Annotated in this window: 12 protein-coding genes; all 12 read left to right on the plus strand. The window is 42.9% G+C overall.

Annotated elements, in window-relative coordinates:
• Window positions 1-30 precede the first annotated feature (30 nt).
• Entirely contained in the window at window positions 31-1,626 is a 1,596-nt protein-coding gene (locus tag E2R51_RS13710; protein WP_483299940.1) for an MDR family MFS transporter, read from the plus strand.
• A gap of 162 nt (window positions 1,627-1,788) precedes the next feature.
• Complete coding sequence (locus E2R51_RS13715) at window positions 1,789-2,238, plus strand: Lrp/AsnC family transcriptional regulator (protein WP_133377651.1); 450 nt, start codon at window positions 1,789-1,791, stop codon at window positions 2,236-2,238.
• A 292-nt stretch (window positions 2,239-2,530) separates the two neighbouring features.
• Window positions 2,531-3,472 carry a nickel ABC transporter permease gene (nikB, locus tag E2R51_RS13720; RefSeq protein WP_133377652.1) on the plus strand — a complete coding sequence of 314 codons (942 nt, stop codon included), beginning with the start codon at window positions 2,531-2,533 and terminating at the stop codon, window positions 3,470-3,472.
• Window positions 3,473-3,487: 15 nt separating this feature from the next.
• Complete coding sequence (locus tag E2R51_RS13725; protein WP_133377653.1) at window positions 3,488-4,369, plus strand: ABC transporter permease; 882 nt, start codon at window positions 3,488-3,490, stop codon at window positions 4,367-4,369.
• A 19-nt stretch (window positions 4,370-4,388) separates the two neighbouring features.
• On the plus strand, window positions 4,389-5,942 hold the full coding sequence (locus E2R51_RS13730; RefSeq protein ID WP_133377654.1) for a glutathione ABC transporter substrate-binding protein: 1,554 nt from the start codon (window positions 4,389-4,391) through the stop codon (window positions 5,940-5,942).
• Window positions 5,943-5,949: 7 nt separating this feature from the next.
• Window positions 5,950-6,963: an ABC transporter ATP-binding protein gene (locus E2R51_RS13735; protein ID WP_133377655.1), complete on the plus strand. Its 1,014-nt coding sequence runs from the start codon at window positions 5,950-5,952 to the stop codon at window positions 6,961-6,963.
• Entirely contained in the window at window positions 6,929-7,924 is a 996-nt protein-coding gene (locus E2R51_RS13740; RefSeq protein ID WP_133377656.1) for an ABC transporter ATP-binding protein, read from the plus strand. Before E2R51_RS13735 ends, E2R51_RS13740 begins: the two co-directional genes overlap by 35 nt.
• 66 nt (window positions 7,925-7,990) lie before the next feature.
• Window positions 7,991-9,595 carry a gamma-glutamyltransferase family protein gene (locus E2R51_RS13745; RefSeq protein WP_133377657.1) on the plus strand — a complete coding sequence of 535 codons (1,605 nt, stop codon included), beginning with the start codon at window positions 7,991-7,993 and terminating at the stop codon, window positions 9,593-9,595.
• Window positions 9,589-10,182, plus strand: coding sequence for a chromate transporter (locus E2R51_RS13750; protein ID WP_240733084.1), 594 nt, complete (start codon window positions 9,589-9,591; stop codon window positions 10,180-10,182). Before E2R51_RS13745 ends, E2R51_RS13750 begins: the two co-directional genes overlap by 7 nt.
• Window positions 10,179-10,712 (plus strand): chromate transporter, encoded by a 534-nt coding sequence (locus tag E2R51_RS13755; protein ID WP_133377658.1) that lies wholly within the window; start codon window positions 10,179-10,181, stop codon window positions 10,710-10,712. The genes E2R51_RS13750 and E2R51_RS13755 overlap by 4 nt, the downstream gene beginning before the upstream one ends.
• Window positions 10,713-11,058: 346 nt before the next feature.
• Window positions 11,059-12,618, plus strand: coding sequence for a Vga family ABC-F type ribosomal protection protein (locus tag E2R51_RS13760; protein ID WP_133377659.1), 1,560 nt, complete (start codon window positions 11,059-11,061; stop codon window positions 12,616-12,618).
• 150 nt (window positions 12,619-12,768) lie between these two features.
• Window positions 12,769-14,613, plus strand: a complete 1,845-nt coding sequence (gene asnB, locus E2R51_RS13765) for an asparagine synthase (glutamine-hydrolyzing) (protein ID WP_133377660.1) — start codon at window positions 12,769-12,771, stop codon at window positions 14,611-14,613.
• Window positions 14,614-14,623 lie beyond the last annotated feature (10 nt).

The raw sequence follows: 14,623 nt of genomic DNA on the forward strand, positions 1-14,623 counted from the left end.
ATAGTTAACTTTTAGCATAATAAAGGAGAGATGGTTATGAATCAAGCGCAATCAATTAACACAAAAATGGTGTTAACTGGTTTAATTATCGGGATGTTTTTTAGTTCTCTGGAGCAAACCATTGTTGGTACAGCGATGCCTACCATTATAGGGGATTTAAATGGATTTTCTATTTTTGCATGGGTGACAACGGCATATTTAATTACATCAACAGCGGTTACGCCAATTGTAGGGAAACTGTCTGACCAGTATGGAAGAAGGTTTTTATATTTAACAGGCGTTATCATTTTTATTATAGGCTCAGGGCTGTGTGCAACGGCTGAAACCATGGAGCAGCTGATTTTTTACCGGGCTCTGCAGGGTGTCGGCGGAGGGATGATGATGCCGCTGTCACAAACGATTATAGGGGATATTTTTACTGCTGAGCAGCGTGCAAAATGGCAGGGAGTCTTTGGTGCAATATTTGGGTTGAGCTCCGTTATCGGACCGTTTATCGGTGGATTTATCGTTGATACAATAAGCTGGCATTGGATCTTTTTAATTAATGTTCCATTTGGTCTCTTGTCGGCAGGATTAATATTTGCAGGACTTAAACAGGAAGTAGTCCACCGTAATGAGAAAGTAAATATTGATTATTTAGGCATTTTTACGCTCATACCGGCGCTTGTATTATTATTGCTTGGTTTAACTTTTGCGGGAGACTCCTTCGAATGGCTTTCTGCAGAAAGCTTTGGTTATTTTGGAGGGGCAATCATCTTAGGAGTTTTGTTTATCTTTATTGAACGAAAAGCAAAAGAGCCAATTTTGGATCCTTCCTTGTTTAAAAATCGTGTATTTGCCGCTACAAATGGCCTGGGGTTTTTACTTGGACTTGGAATGTTTGGCGCGATCATGTTTGTACCAATGTTTATGCAGGGAATTTTGGGTGTCAGCCCCACTCAGGCTGGCTCAACAATGACACCAATGATGATTTCACTGATTGCAGCCAGCATCATCGGAGGAAGATTGCTTTTAATTGTCCGCTACCGGACAGTGCTGACAGCAGGAATGATTATAACGATGATAGGTTTTCTGTTAATGAGCACGATGGGGTTGGATTCAACTGTACTGACAGCCTATGCTTTTATGGTGGTTCTTGGATTCGGAATGGGTCTGGTTATGCCGACTCTTATGATTGCCGTTCAAAATGAGTTTCCGAAGCATAAGCTTGGGGCAGTAACTTCAGCCTCTACGTTCTTCCGTTCAATGGGGGGAACGATCGGGATTACCATCCTGAATGCTGTCATGAATAAATCATTGCAGTCAAATATGGCAAGTGTTACCACTGACCAGGCCGATCCAGCAGCAGGAGAAGTACTGCAGGAGGTTGGAAAAGAGTCAGATGCTTTATTCAGCCTTCTCGTGAATCCGGAGCTATTAGAGCTTCCCGGGGAATTAAAAACAGCTGTTCTAACTTCCATTCAAACGGCATGGGCAAATTCTTTTACGACAGTATTTTTGACAGGACTTATTTTTATTACGGTTGGGATTTTCGTTGCACTTTCAGTCGGGAACGGCAAAATAAAACGTGATAAAAAAACAAAACAGGAAGTAAGTGTGGAAAAAACCACAGTTCAGCAGCACTAATCTCATGTTCCTGATAAGCAGGTAACACCTAGCAATCGATGAAAAGTTGTTCGTTAAATGGACAATATTCTTCCGAAATGAAAGTTTTCACCAGTTTATTCTTCCAATGTGGAAATGGACGTCGTATAATCAAACTCCATCCTACATTATTGAGGTGAATAAATGAAAATTGATGAAATTGACAAAAAAATCCTTGAATTACTGACGGCAAATGGCCGATTATCCTATGTGGATATCGGAAAAGAATTGAATCTATCCAGAGTTGCTGTGAGAGAACGTGTCTCCCAGTTAACAGAAAAAGGAATCATTGAACGGTTTACTGTTGTCATCAACAGTGAGAAGGTTGGAAAAAAAGTATCAGGATTTTTTGAAGTGGATTGCGAACCATCATCACTCGTAGAAGTAGCGCAGGCATTAGCGGATAATCCCCGGGTAGCAAGCTGTTATCAGATGACTGGTCCTTCAACGCTCCATATGCATGTGCTGGTTGAAGATTTTACTGATCTGGAACAGTTTATAAACAATGAATTATATGCACTTGAAGGAATTACGCGGGTGGAAAGTCATATCCTTTTAAGAAGATTTAAAAGCAGGAATGGACTAAAACTATAAAAGTCTGCAGCAGATCATTGCTGCAGGCTTTTTCATTTTGTTATTCGAAATAAAAATGAAAACGCTTTTATTTTTGGCTAAAAGTGCAGAATGAATAAAAATAGAAAACATAATGTAAGTATTATGTTGAAATAATTGCCGTTTCGTAAATAAAAATGACGAAATATAAAATTATTTGAAAATTCGTATAGATTTTTATATTCTAATACTTTATAATCAGTTTTATTAATTATATATCTTTTGTTAAGTGAAAACTGAAAAGAGATTAACAATTGGTTGTGGAGGTGTTGTGTTGATTGCTTTAATTATTCGTCGATTCCTGCAATTGGTATTTTTGCTGTTTGGAATTTCATTTCTTGTTTTTTCATCCATGTACATCGCACCGGGAGATCCGGCCGCAGTCATTGGTGGTCCGACAGCCACTGAATCTGATATTTCTGCTATACGTGCAAACCTAGGGCTTGATGATCCTTTTCTGGTACAGTATGCCCGGTACGTTGGAAATGCTGTGCAAGGAGATTTTGGGTACTCCTATCAAACGACCCAGCCGGTTGCAGATGCCATTACCGTACGCTTTCCAAATACGCTAAAGCTTGCTATTGCAAGTATGGTAGTTGCAGTGATCATAGGAATTATTACAGGCCTCATTTCAGCTTTAAGACAAAATTCCTGGCTGGACGTATCTGCCACAACGTTTGCGCTAGCAGGAATATCGATCCCAAATTTCTGGCTTGGCGCTATTCTCATTCTTATTTTTTCCGTCAATCTTCAATGGCTTCCGGTTGGAGGCATGTCCAATCCATTTTATACAGTTGAGGGGTTGAAGGAACTGGTTCTGCCGGCCATCACGCTTGGAACAGGATCAGCGGCAATGATTGCGCGCATGGCAAGATCCTCGATGCTAGAAGTGATACGGGCTGATTATGTCCGAACTGCCCGTGCTAAAGGGGTAAGGGAGAAAAATATTATTTGGATCCACACGCTGAAAAATGCGATGATCCCCATTATTACGGTGATTGGACTTAACTTTGGATTTCTTCTCGGAGGTACGATTATTACAGAAAAAGTGTTTGCCATAAATGGTGTCGGCCGTTTAATGATTGATGCGATTGCTGCAAGAGATTTCCCGATGGTTCAGGGATCAGTACTTTTAGTGGCCACATTATTTGTACTCGTCAATTTACTCGTCGACATCGTCTATACATACATTGATCCAAGAATTAAATACGACTAAAAAAGGAGGGTTAAAGTGACAGCGGCAGAGACAGTAAAGCTAAAAGAGAAAAAGAAAGAGAAGTATTGGGTAGCAACCGTTAAAAAGCTGTTTCGGAATAAATTAGCCATCATTGGACTTGTTATTGTGATGATTCAAATTGTAATGGCTGTTTTTGCACCGCTTATGACGAGTTATGATCCGGTCAAGCAAGATCTGGTTAATAGTGAAATGCCCCTTTTTAGTGAGGGTCATTGGCTGGGAACTGATAATTACGGGAGGGACGTGTGGACCCGGATCGTATTTGGTGCCAGGATCTCACTCGTGGTGGGGATTACCGCCGTCTCTCTCGGTCTGTTAGGTGGAATTGTTCTTGGATTACTAGCCGGTTATTATCGCAGGTTGGATGCTGTCATCATGCGCATTGTGGACTTGTTGTTTTCATTCCCAGGTATTTTACTGGCGATGCTGATTATCGCAATCCTTGGAACAAGCCTGGTGAATGTAGCGATTGCGATAAGTATATGGTCCGTTCCGACATGTGCAAGAATTGTCAGGGGATCTGTATTATCCATTAAAGAAAAAGAATACATAATGGCCATGCGTTCAATGGGAGCATCCGACTTAAGGATTATGGTGCGGCATATTCTGCCCAATGCTTCAGCTCCCATTATCGTGTTTGCAACGATGCGTATGGCTACTGCGATTTTATCCACTGCTTCTTTAAGTTATTTAGGACTCGGAGCACAGCCCCCGACACCTGAATGGGGGGCGATGATTTCACAGGGTCAGGACTTTATGTGGTCGTCTCCGCATCTGACGATTGTCCCGGGTATCGCAATTATGCTGACTGTATTTGCGTTTAATGTACTCGGAGACGGGCTGCGGGATGCGCTTGATCCTAATATGGATATTTAATAGAAATGGAGGAGTATAAATGAAAAATCGATTGCTTATGGTGTTCACATTAACCTTTGTCTTACTTTTAGGAGCTTGTTCTGAGAGTACAATCCCTGAAGGAGCGGAAGGCGGGGGACAGGGAAATGGTTCAGGCGATGTTGACCAGGAAATTATTTACGCTGCCACTTCTGATGTTGTAGGTCTTTCTCCAACATTAACCAATGATTCGGTTTCATCGAATGTGATCGAGCAAGTTTATGAAAAACTATTTGTACGCAACCCTGAGACAATGGAAATTGAGCCTAAGCTGGCAGAATCCTATGAAACACCGGATGATTTAACATGGGTTATTAAACTGAAAGAAGATATTTCATTTCATGATGGAACCCCGTTTAACGCGGAAGCAGTGAAATATTCATTTGATAAGCTGCGTGATCCGGAAACTGCAGCACCCCGCGCCTCTTTATTGGAACCGGTTGATGAAGTGAATGTTTTAGATGATTATACCGTTGAAATTAAAACAAAATATCCTTACGGGCCGTTATTGTCTGCCCTGTCACATGCAAATGCTGCAATCATCAGCCCAGAGGCTGACGAAAAACAGGACTTAATGCAAGACCCGGTAGGAACCGGACCTTTTAAGTTTGTCAGCTGGACCACAGGTGACGAGGTAGTACTTGAAAAAAATGAAGACTATTGGGAGGGAGCACCTGACCTGGATAAAGTAACATTAAAGGTTGTACCTGAAATTTCCACCGCTATTTCGATGCTTCAAACGGGAGAAGTATCCTTTATTGATGGACTGCCTTCAGAGCAGATTTCCCGGATTGAAGCTCTTGAAAATGTGGATATCATTAGAAAAGAAGGGACACCTGTTTATTATTTAACATTTAATCATTCACTGGAGCGCAACCAGGATCCGGAATTCCGTAAAGCAGTTGCAAGTGCACTCGATCGTGATGCGTTTGTTGAAAAACTGAACGGGTTAGGTATCAGAAATGACAGTATTCTCGGTCCGCAAGTGTTTGGTTATGATGAGGAAGCTTCAGACGCCGGTACTGATTACAATGTCGAAGAGGCTAAAAAGCTCGTTGAAGAAAATGGCTATGACAGTGAACCTATCAAACTATTAACTGCTAATCGGGACAATTTTGTTTTAATGGCGGAAATTGTTCAAGCCCAGTTAACTGAAGCTGGTTTTACAGTGGAGATCGAAACGATGGAATGGGCTACTTTCCTTGATACTGCCCGAACAGGTGCCTATGATATGACATTCTTAAGCTGGTCAAATGTGACAGGCGACGGTTCGGAAATGTTTTATCCTAACTTTCACTCTGATAATGTAGGCAACTCGAATCGTGCGCAGTACAGCAATCCCGAGTTTGATAAGCTTGTGGAGGAATCCCGTACTACGATTGACGAAAATAAACGTAAGGAAATCCTGAATGAAGCCAATCATGCAATGCTTGAAGATAATGCAGCGATCGTTATGTACCATGGTATTGTAACTGCAGCTACTGACAAGTCAATAAAAGGACTTCAATTAGATCCTAACGGACAATGGAATCTTTATAACGTATCCAGAGAGTAGGGGAATTATGGCAGAGACATTACTTGAAGTGAAAAATTTAGTGACAGCGTTTCGCACATCAAAGGGTTCAGTTCAAGCAGTTAGAGATGTCTCTTTTCATGTAGATAAAGGGGAGACACTTTGTATTGTAGGGGAATCGGGCTGTGGAAAAAGCATTACATCGCTGTCAGTGATGAGACTGCTTCCCCAAAACGGCAAGATCGAATCGGGAGATGTTCTATTAAACAATCAATCTCTTAAAACACTTTCCAATGAAAAAATGAGGAGACTTCGCGGGAATGATATTTCCATGATTTTTCAGGAGCCCATGACTGCCCTCAATCCTGTCCTAACCATTGGATACCAGTTAAGAGAACCGCTTATGCTGCATCATAAAATTGCGAAAAAAGAGGCAACTAAGCAAAGTATTGATCTTCTTACACAGGTGGGAATCCCGGATCCTGCCAAAAGGTTAAATCAATACCCTCACGAATTGAGCGGAGGGATGAGGCAAAGAGTCATGATTGCCATGGCGCTTGCATGCCATCCTGCTCTGTTGATCGCTGATGAACCGACAACTGCTTTGGATGTAACGATTCAGGCCCAGATATTAGATCTGATCAATGATTTAAAGGAAAAACTGAATATGGGCGTTTTGATGATCACTCACGATATGGGAGTAGTGGCTGAAGTCGCAAATCGTGTTATGGTCATGTACGCAGGGAAAAAAATTGAAGAAGGTCCAGTAAAAGAGATCTTTGAAAATCCCAGGCATCCTTATACAATCGGTCTCCTGAATTCAGTTCCTAATGTAGACGATCCTGAATTTGAACTTGAGCCGATTCCGGGGAATATGCCGGGCCTGGATGAACAAATAAACGGGTGCCGTTTTCATCCCCGCTGTAAATTTGCCATGGATAAATGCAAAACAGCCATCCCTCCTGAATTTAATGTCTCGAGCGGACACCATGCCAGCTGCTGGCTTGAGGAAGAGGAGGTGGATGTGAATGAAGAAAGTTCAAGAGTCACCGTTACAACCTGACGTATTATTAGAATTAGACAGTGTAAAAAAATACTTTCCGATAAAAGGGGGGGTATTAAAGCGCACTCAAGGGAATGTCAAAGCCGTAGAATCTGTTTCTCTGAAGCTGTATAAAGGAGAAAGTCTCGGAGTAGTTGGGGAGTCTGGCTGCGGAAAATCCACACTTGGCCGCACCATTCTTGGACTGGAGGATTTGACTGACGGAAAAATCCGATTTGATAATCAGGAAATTCAAGATTTAAAACGAAAAGAAAAAAAGAAATTCGTCAAAGAAATGCAGATGATTTTTCAGGATCCATTCGCTTCCTTAAACCCCCGGCAGCGGGTGGGACATGCCTTGGATGAAGTCTTCACGATGCACACGAATATGCCGGCAAAGGAACGAAAACAAGCTGTGATCGCGCTTTTAACCGAGGTAGGACTCAAGGCAGAGCATTATGACCGGTATCCGCATGAATTCAGCGGCGGTCAGCGTCAGAGAATTGGCATAGCGCGGGCAATTGCGCTTAATCCATCTTTTATTATTTGTGATGAAGCGGTTTCCGCTTTGGATGTCTCGGTACAGGCGCAGGTATTAAAGCTGCTAAAAACCCTGCAGCAAAAGTATAATCTTTCATACCTTTTTATTTCACACGATTTAGGAGTGGTCCGGTATTTCTGTGACCGGGTGCTGGTCATGTACTTGGGAAACACGGTGGAGATGAGCGATGCAGCAAATATTTTCAGCAGCCCGCTTCACCCCTACACCAAAGCGCTTCTTTCCGCAATTCCAAGACCGAATATGAATGCCGGAAGAGAGCGGATTCGCCTGACAGGAGAAATGCCTAATCCCGCCAACCCTCCTTCAGGATGTGCTTTCCATACAAGATGTCCCATAGCACAGGACGTTTGTAAAGCTGCCAAACCTGAGTGGATTGAACATAAAAAAGGTCACTTCGCAGCATGCCATTTCGCAGGGTAAAGGAAAAGCCGGGTGCAGGAGACATTTCCATGCATCTGGTTTTTATCATGAATAGGAGGAATTAGAGTGGATTTTCTTAAGAGCCCTTTTGAATCAAAACGATATACGACATTCTCGAAAAAAGGAATGGTGGCAACTTCTCAGCCATTAGCAGCACAAGCAGGTATTGAAATCATGCAGAATGGGGGAAATGCCATTGATGCGGCAATTGCAACAGCGGCTGCGCTGACAGTAGTGGAACCTACTTCTAACGGTATCGGTGGTGATGCCTTTGCTCTTGTTTGGGTAAAGGATAAACTTCATGGGCTGAACAGCTCCGGTCCTGCTCCGGAATCAATCAGCCCGAAAGCAGTAAAGGATCTAGGGTTTGAGAAAATGCCCGTTCATGGAGTGGTTCCGGTAACCGTTCCAGGAGCTCCTGCAGCATGGGCGGAGCTGTCCCGCAGGTTTGGAAAGCTGCCGTTAGCCGAAACCTTAAAGCCTGCTATCCGATATGCAGAAGAAGGGTATCCATTAACCCCGATCCTGGGTAAGTTTTGGGCATCTGCCTTTGCGAAATTCAAGGAGTCTTTTACAACAGATGAATTCAATGCATGGTTTGACACCTTCGCTCCTGATGGAAGGGCACCTGAGATTGGGGAAATCTGGCGTTCAAAGGGACATGCGGCGACTTTAAAAGCAATTGGTGAAACAAATGCTGAAGCCTTCTATGACGGGTCCATTGCTGAAAAAATTGAATCATTTATGAAGGAACACAGTGGATTTTTAACAAAAAGAGATTTAGCTTCTTTTAAGCCGGAGTGGGTTGAGCCGATCTCAACAACGTATCGAGGGTATGATGTATGGGAAATCCCTCCTAACGGCCAGGGAATGATTGCCCTGATGGCATTAAATATTTTTAAAGAGTTAAATCCGCCAAGCTGGCAATCGGCTGATACATATCATGATCAAATTGAAGCAATGAAAGCAGCCTTTACGGATGGCAAAAAATTTATTACGGAGCCTGATGAAATGCCTGTTAGCGTGGAGCATTTATTGTCTGAAGAATATGCCCAAAAAAGAGCCGAAAACATTAGGGAAACAGCTTCAGCACCAGAGCCGTATGAACTTCCAAAAGGAGGAACTGTTTATCTTGCGGCAGCTGATGAAGAAGGTAACATGATTTCTTATATTCAAAGCAACTATATGGGATTTGGCTCCGGAGTGGTAATTCCGGGAACGGGTATCAGTCTGCAAAATCGCGGTGCAGACTTTTCTCTTGAGGAAAATCATCCGAATGTACTGGCCGGCGGGAAAAGGACCTACCACACGATTATTCCCGGATTTTTAACGAAAGATGGAGAAGCAGTTGGACCTTTTGGGGTCATGGGAGGATATATGCAGCCTCAGGGTCATTTCCAGGTAGTAACCAATACCGTTGATTACCTTTTAAACCCTCAGGCTGCACTGGACATGCCAAGATGGCAGTGGCTGGAGGGTAAAAGAATTCTGGTAGAGCCGGCATTTCCAAATTATCTTGTTCAGGAGCTGCTGAGGAAAGGTCATACCATCGAAGTAGCGATAGACGGAGGAAGTTTTGGACGGGGTCAGATTATCTGGAGAGACCCAAAAAGCGGGGTTCTTTCTGGCGGCACTGAATCTCGTACGGATGGATCTGTAGCTGTTTGGTAGGAAATAAAGAAAGAAAAAGCGCTGAAGCATCTTCCCTGAAAGTAAACGCCAATATTTTTGCCGCTTTTTTTCGTATTGGCTTGTTAGGTTTCGGAGGAGGACCTTCGGCTATTCCGCTTTTTCATATTGAAGCTGTGAAGAAATATAAATGGATGACTGACGATGAATTCGGTGACACGCTTGCTTTGGCTAATACCATGCCGGGACCCATTGCTACAAAAATGGCAGGTTACATTGGCTATCGGATTAATGGTGTAATTGGATGTCTTGTAGCTCTATTTGCTTCTGTAATGCCAACCGTTCTGATGATGATTCTGCTGCTTGGCATTTTACAAAAATATAAAGGGGTAGAATGGGTGAACAGTATGTCACAGGCAGTCGTTCCGGTGGTTGGAGTCATGCTGGCTGTTTTAACATGGGACTTCTTAAAAAAGTCCGGCCAATCTCTTGGCTGGCTCCGTGCAATTATTTTGACTGTCCTTGCTGTCATTCTTATGGAGGTATTATCCATTCACCCGGCTTTTCTTATTGTGGCTCTTCTTATTTTTGTATTTATTCCATCTAAAAAAGGGGGAGAGGCGCCATGATCTACTGGTCTATTTTCCTTGCATTTTTTATTCCGGGCATTTTAGGATATGGCGGGGGCCCTGCTTCGATCCCTCTTGTAGAAAAAGAAGTAGTTGACCGCTACGGATGGATGACGACACAGGAATTTGGAGAAGTGCTGGCAATAGGAAATGCATTGCCCGGGCCGATTGCCACAAAAATGGCGGGTTATATTGGATACATGGAGGGCGGTGTGTTGGGAAGTGCAGTGGCTTTATTTGCAACCATTGCGCCATCATTGCTGCTGATGCTTGTTTTAATGGTTACTCTGTTGAAATATAAGGATTCTCCACAAGTGAAGAATATTACAAAGCTCATCCGTCCGGTCATTGCAGTGCTGCTGGGAGCGATGACCGTCCAGTTTTTTATCACATCAACTGAGTCATCCGGCGCCGTTCAAACCATTATTCTTACCATCATCAGTTTCTGGATGCTTGAAGTGAAAAAGGTGCACCCTGCATTTGTTATTCTTCTTGCGATAGTCTACGGCGGTGTTGCGGGCCTTATTTAAAGTGCTCCCGAGACGAGGCTTGTGGAAATCCTCTTGACAGGATATACCTCTGTCAAATATGCTTAACTTAACAAAAAACGGAAAGGGTGACCCGGGCAGATGAAGTATTAATCCTATTTTTAGAAAAACAGTCGGATAAAAGTGTGTTTGGCAAACGGAACAGCTCTGTTCTGTTGCAGCCAAAAGACTTTTTAACGTTTGTTTTCTGAATAGGATTGGTCTGAATCTGAACTGGAGGCAAAAAAGGGGGTAGACTCTTTTTTGTCCTGTTCATCCATGCCTCCTATTCGGAAATCGAATAGGGGGCTTTTTTGGTCCCTGCCAATAAAAAAATGGGGATGATGACATGCTGCTTTTGGAAGGGAATCAAGTGAAAAAATCCGTGCGGGACAGGCTGCTGTTTCAGGCGGAACAATTACGAATTTACCGCGGAGACCGGATAGGGCTTGTTGGGAAAAATGGTACGGGAAAAACGACCTTACTATCGATATTAGCAGGTAATCTCAAGCCTGATGAAGGAATGATTAATACTCATTCAAGCAGGCATCTGCTGCCTCAGCTTAAAAGAACTGACACCACACGAAGCGGGGGAGAAGTCACACAGGACTATATTAATAAAGCGCTGGCTTTAAAAGCAGAAATTCTATTTGCTGATGAACCGACAACGAACCTGGATACTCAGAAAATGGATGCGCTTGAACAGCAATTTAAAAGATTTCAGGGAGCGATTGTACTAGTCTCGCATGATCGTGCTTTTTTAGATCAAATTTGCACGAAAATATGGGAGATTGAAGAAAGTAAAGTTAAAGAATATAAAGGAAATTATTCTTCTTATGCACAACAAAAGGAACTTGAAAAACGCCAGCACGAGGAGGCCTATGATCAGTTTGTTAAGAAGAAAAGGCAATTAGAAGAAGCGGTCAGATTAAAGGAACAAAAAGCAGAACGTGCTACAAAAGCACCGAAAAACGGCAGTGAGTTATCTAAGTTTTCCAGCCCATACTTTGCAAAAAAGCAAAAAAAGCTTCAAAAAACTGCAAGTGCCATGGAAACCAAGATCGAACAGCTCGAAGAAGTGGAAAAACCTAAAAATCTCTCTGTCGTAAAAATGAGTCTTCCCAATGAAGATGCCATTATGAATAGAACGGTCGTAACCATTGAGCAGCAAGTGTTAAAAACCGGTAATAAGGAACTGTTTAAGACGCCTTATTTTAAAATAAGGGGTGGAGAGAAAATAGCCCTAATCGGTCATAATGGTTCAGGAAAAACCACTTTTTTAAGAGAAATAATGAACGGGTCACCTAAATCAACCGTTTCTCCCAGCTGTAAAATCGGCTATTTCAGCCAAAACTTAGATATTCTTCACCCGGAAAAATCAATTTATGATAATGTGCAGGAAACCTCCTATCATAAAGAAGAACTTATAAGAACGGTGCTGGCGCGATTACATTTTTACAAGGACGATGTTTATAAGAAGGTTAACATTTTAAGCGGCGGGGAACGTGTAAAGGTTGCTTTCGCCAAAGTGTTTTTGAGCGAGTTAAATATGCTTGTGATGGATGAACCAACGAACTTTCTAGACATTGAAGCAGTTGAGGCTCTGGAGCAACTATTAATTGATTTTAAAGGAACTGTTCTTTTTGTCTCTCACGATCGCAGATTAATTGAGCATGTGGCAGGCCGGATTATTGAAATCAAAGATAAATCCATGAAAGTCTTCGATGGGAATTGGAAGGAGTTTCGTGAGTATGAGCCGAAAAAGGAGCGGGATGGAAAAGAGGACGAACTTCTTCTGCTCAATACAAAAATCACTGAGGTGCTAAGCAAGCTCAGCTTTGAACCCAGCGCAGCGCTGGATGAAGAATTTCAGCAGCTGCTTGAACAGAAAAAACGAATTCAACGGTAATAAAAAACAATGGATTAGTCAATAACATTCTTTTTAAAACCACTTAGGTTCATTGCAGCGGGAATGGCCCCCTTCGTATCGACCTGCTTGCATATCTGTTCTTCTCTTGCATATACATGGAGGATGATCAAAAAGAAAGGGTGATCCCTCATGTGTGGTATAACGGGTTGGGTTGATTGGAAACGGGATCTCATGAAGGAAGAAACCATTATGACTGCAATGGCGCAAACACTCAGCAAAAGAGGGCCGGATGCGTCTGCTATAGAAAAATTTCCCCGTGCACTGCTGGGGCATACAAGACTTGTAGTGGTTGATCCTGCAGGCGGCGCACAGCCGATGACTAAAAAAAAGGATCTCCATGAATACACGCTTGTATATAATGGGGAACTTTACAATACAGAGGATGTCAGGGCGGAGCTATTAAAAAGGGGACATACCTTTACCTCCCATTCGGATACGGAAGTGCTTCTGACGGCGTATATAGAATGGAAAGAAAAATGTCTGGATTATTTTAATGGCATTTTTGCATTTGCTATTTGGAACCATTCAAAAGAAGAGCTGTTTGCAGCAAGGGACCGCTTGGGGGTAAAGCCATTTTTTTACCGTCACCAGGACGCCTCTCTCCTTTTTGGTTCAGAGCTGAAAGCAATTTTGGCGCATCCTGATGTAAAAGCCGAGATTGATCAGGAAGGTCTTCAGGAAATATTCGGCTTAGGTCCTGCAAGAACACCGGGACATGGTGTATTCAAGGGTATAAGTGAGCTGAGACCTGCTCATGCGATGATGTTTAACCGGGATGGCTTGAAGAAATGGCGCTATTGGAATGTCAAAAGTATGGATCATCCATATACAACGGAAGAAACGGCCATGCATGTCCGGGATTTGTTGAAGGATGCAGTGGAGCGCCAGCTGGTTGCGGATGTACCGGTGTGCACCTTTTTGTCAGGCGGAGTCGATTCCAGTGCAATTAGTGCGTTTGCGACAGATTTTATGCAAAAAGAAGGAAGAGGCGCGTTAAATACGTACTCGATTGATTATGAACAAAACAGCCATTATTTTAAAGCCAGTGATTTTCAGCCAAACGAAGATGGTCCAGCCATACAATTAATGCAGCATTTTTTAGGATCAACTCATCACACATCAACAATGGACAATACAGAATTAGCTGAGCGGCTGGAAGATGCCATGCTCATGCGCGATCTGCCGGGGATGGCCGATGTAGATTCTTCCCTCCTGTGGTTTTGTGAACAAATAAAACAAAATTTTACCGTCGGGTTGTCAGGAGAATGCGCAGATGAGATATTTGGCGGCTACCCGTGGTTTTATAAAAAAGAACTGCTGAATGCAGGTCAATTCCCATGGATGAGATCCCAGGCTGAAAGAGAGGGCCTGCTGCTTCCAGGCTGGAAAAACAAACTCAATCTTAGTGAATATGTGCAGCAGCGATATGTGGAAATGGTCGCTGAAACGCCTTATCTGGATGGCGAATCGGAGCTGGAATCACGCCGCCGCGAGATGTCCTATATCAATATGATCAGCTTTATGACAACCCTGCTTGATCGAAAAGACCGGATGAGTATGGGAGCAAGCTTAGAAGTACGTGTGCCTTTTGCTGATCATCGTCTCGTTGAGTACGCGTGGAATATTCCCTGGGATATGAAAATGTTAAATGGACAGGAAAAAGGCATTTTAAGAAAAGCACTGGAAGGAACTTTGCCGCTGCAAATTTTATATCGCAAAAAAAGTCCATATCCAAAAACGCATCACCCGGCCTATACACGTGCTGTAACAGCCATGCTTCAAAAGGCAATTAACGATTCCTCTGCTCCTATTCTTGAATTCATGGCTAAGGAAAAACTGCAGGAGCTCATTGATACGGAAGGCACATCCTTTAAAGGCCCATGGTTTGGTCAGCTTATGTCGGGTCCGCAGCTAATTGCCCATGTCGTTCAAATGAACAGCTGGTTTAATCGTTTTCAAGTGAAAGTTGTATAAGTCAGTTTTA

It is taken from the genome of Jeotgalibacillus sp. S-D1, assembly GCF_004358665.1.
Classification (GTDB): Bacteria; Bacillota; Bacilli; order Bacillales; family Jeotgalibacillaceae; genus Jeotgalibacillus.

What these genes read in the sequence shown, in the direction of transcription:
- E2R51_RS13710 (WP_483299940.1), top strand. Translation starts at nt 31, where the DNA reads ATGGTTATGAATCAAGCGCAATCAATTAACACAAAAATGGTGTTAACT.
- E2R51_RS13715 (WP_133377651.1), top strand. Translation starts at nt 1,789, where the DNA reads ATGAAAATTGATGAAATTGACAAAAAAATCCTTGAATTACTGACGGCA.
- E2R51_RS13730 (WP_133377654.1), top strand. Translation starts at nt 4,389, where the DNA reads ATGAAAAATCGATTGCTTATGGTGTTCACATTAACCTTTGTCTTACTT.
- E2R51_RS13735 (WP_133377655.1), top strand. Translation starts at nt 5,950, where the DNA reads ATGGCAGAGACATTACTTGAAGTGAAAAATTTAGTGACAGCGTTTCGC.
- E2R51_RS13740 (WP_133377656.1), top strand. Translation starts at nt 6,929, where the DNA reads ATGAAGAAAGTTCAAGAGTCACCGTTACAACCTGACGTATTATTAGAA.
- E2R51_RS13755 (WP_133377658.1), top strand. Translation starts at nt 10,179, where the DNA reads ATGATCTACTGGTCTATTTTCCTTGCATTTTTTATTCCGGGCATTTTA.
- E2R51_RS13760 (WP_133377659.1), top strand. Translation starts at nt 11,059, where the DNA reads ATGCTGCTTTTGGAAGGGAATCAAGTGAAAAAATCCGTGCGGGACAGG.
- asnB (WP_133377660.1), top strand. Translation starts at nt 12,769, where the DNA reads ATGTGTGGTATAACGGGTTGGGTTGATTGGAAACGGGATCTCATGAAG.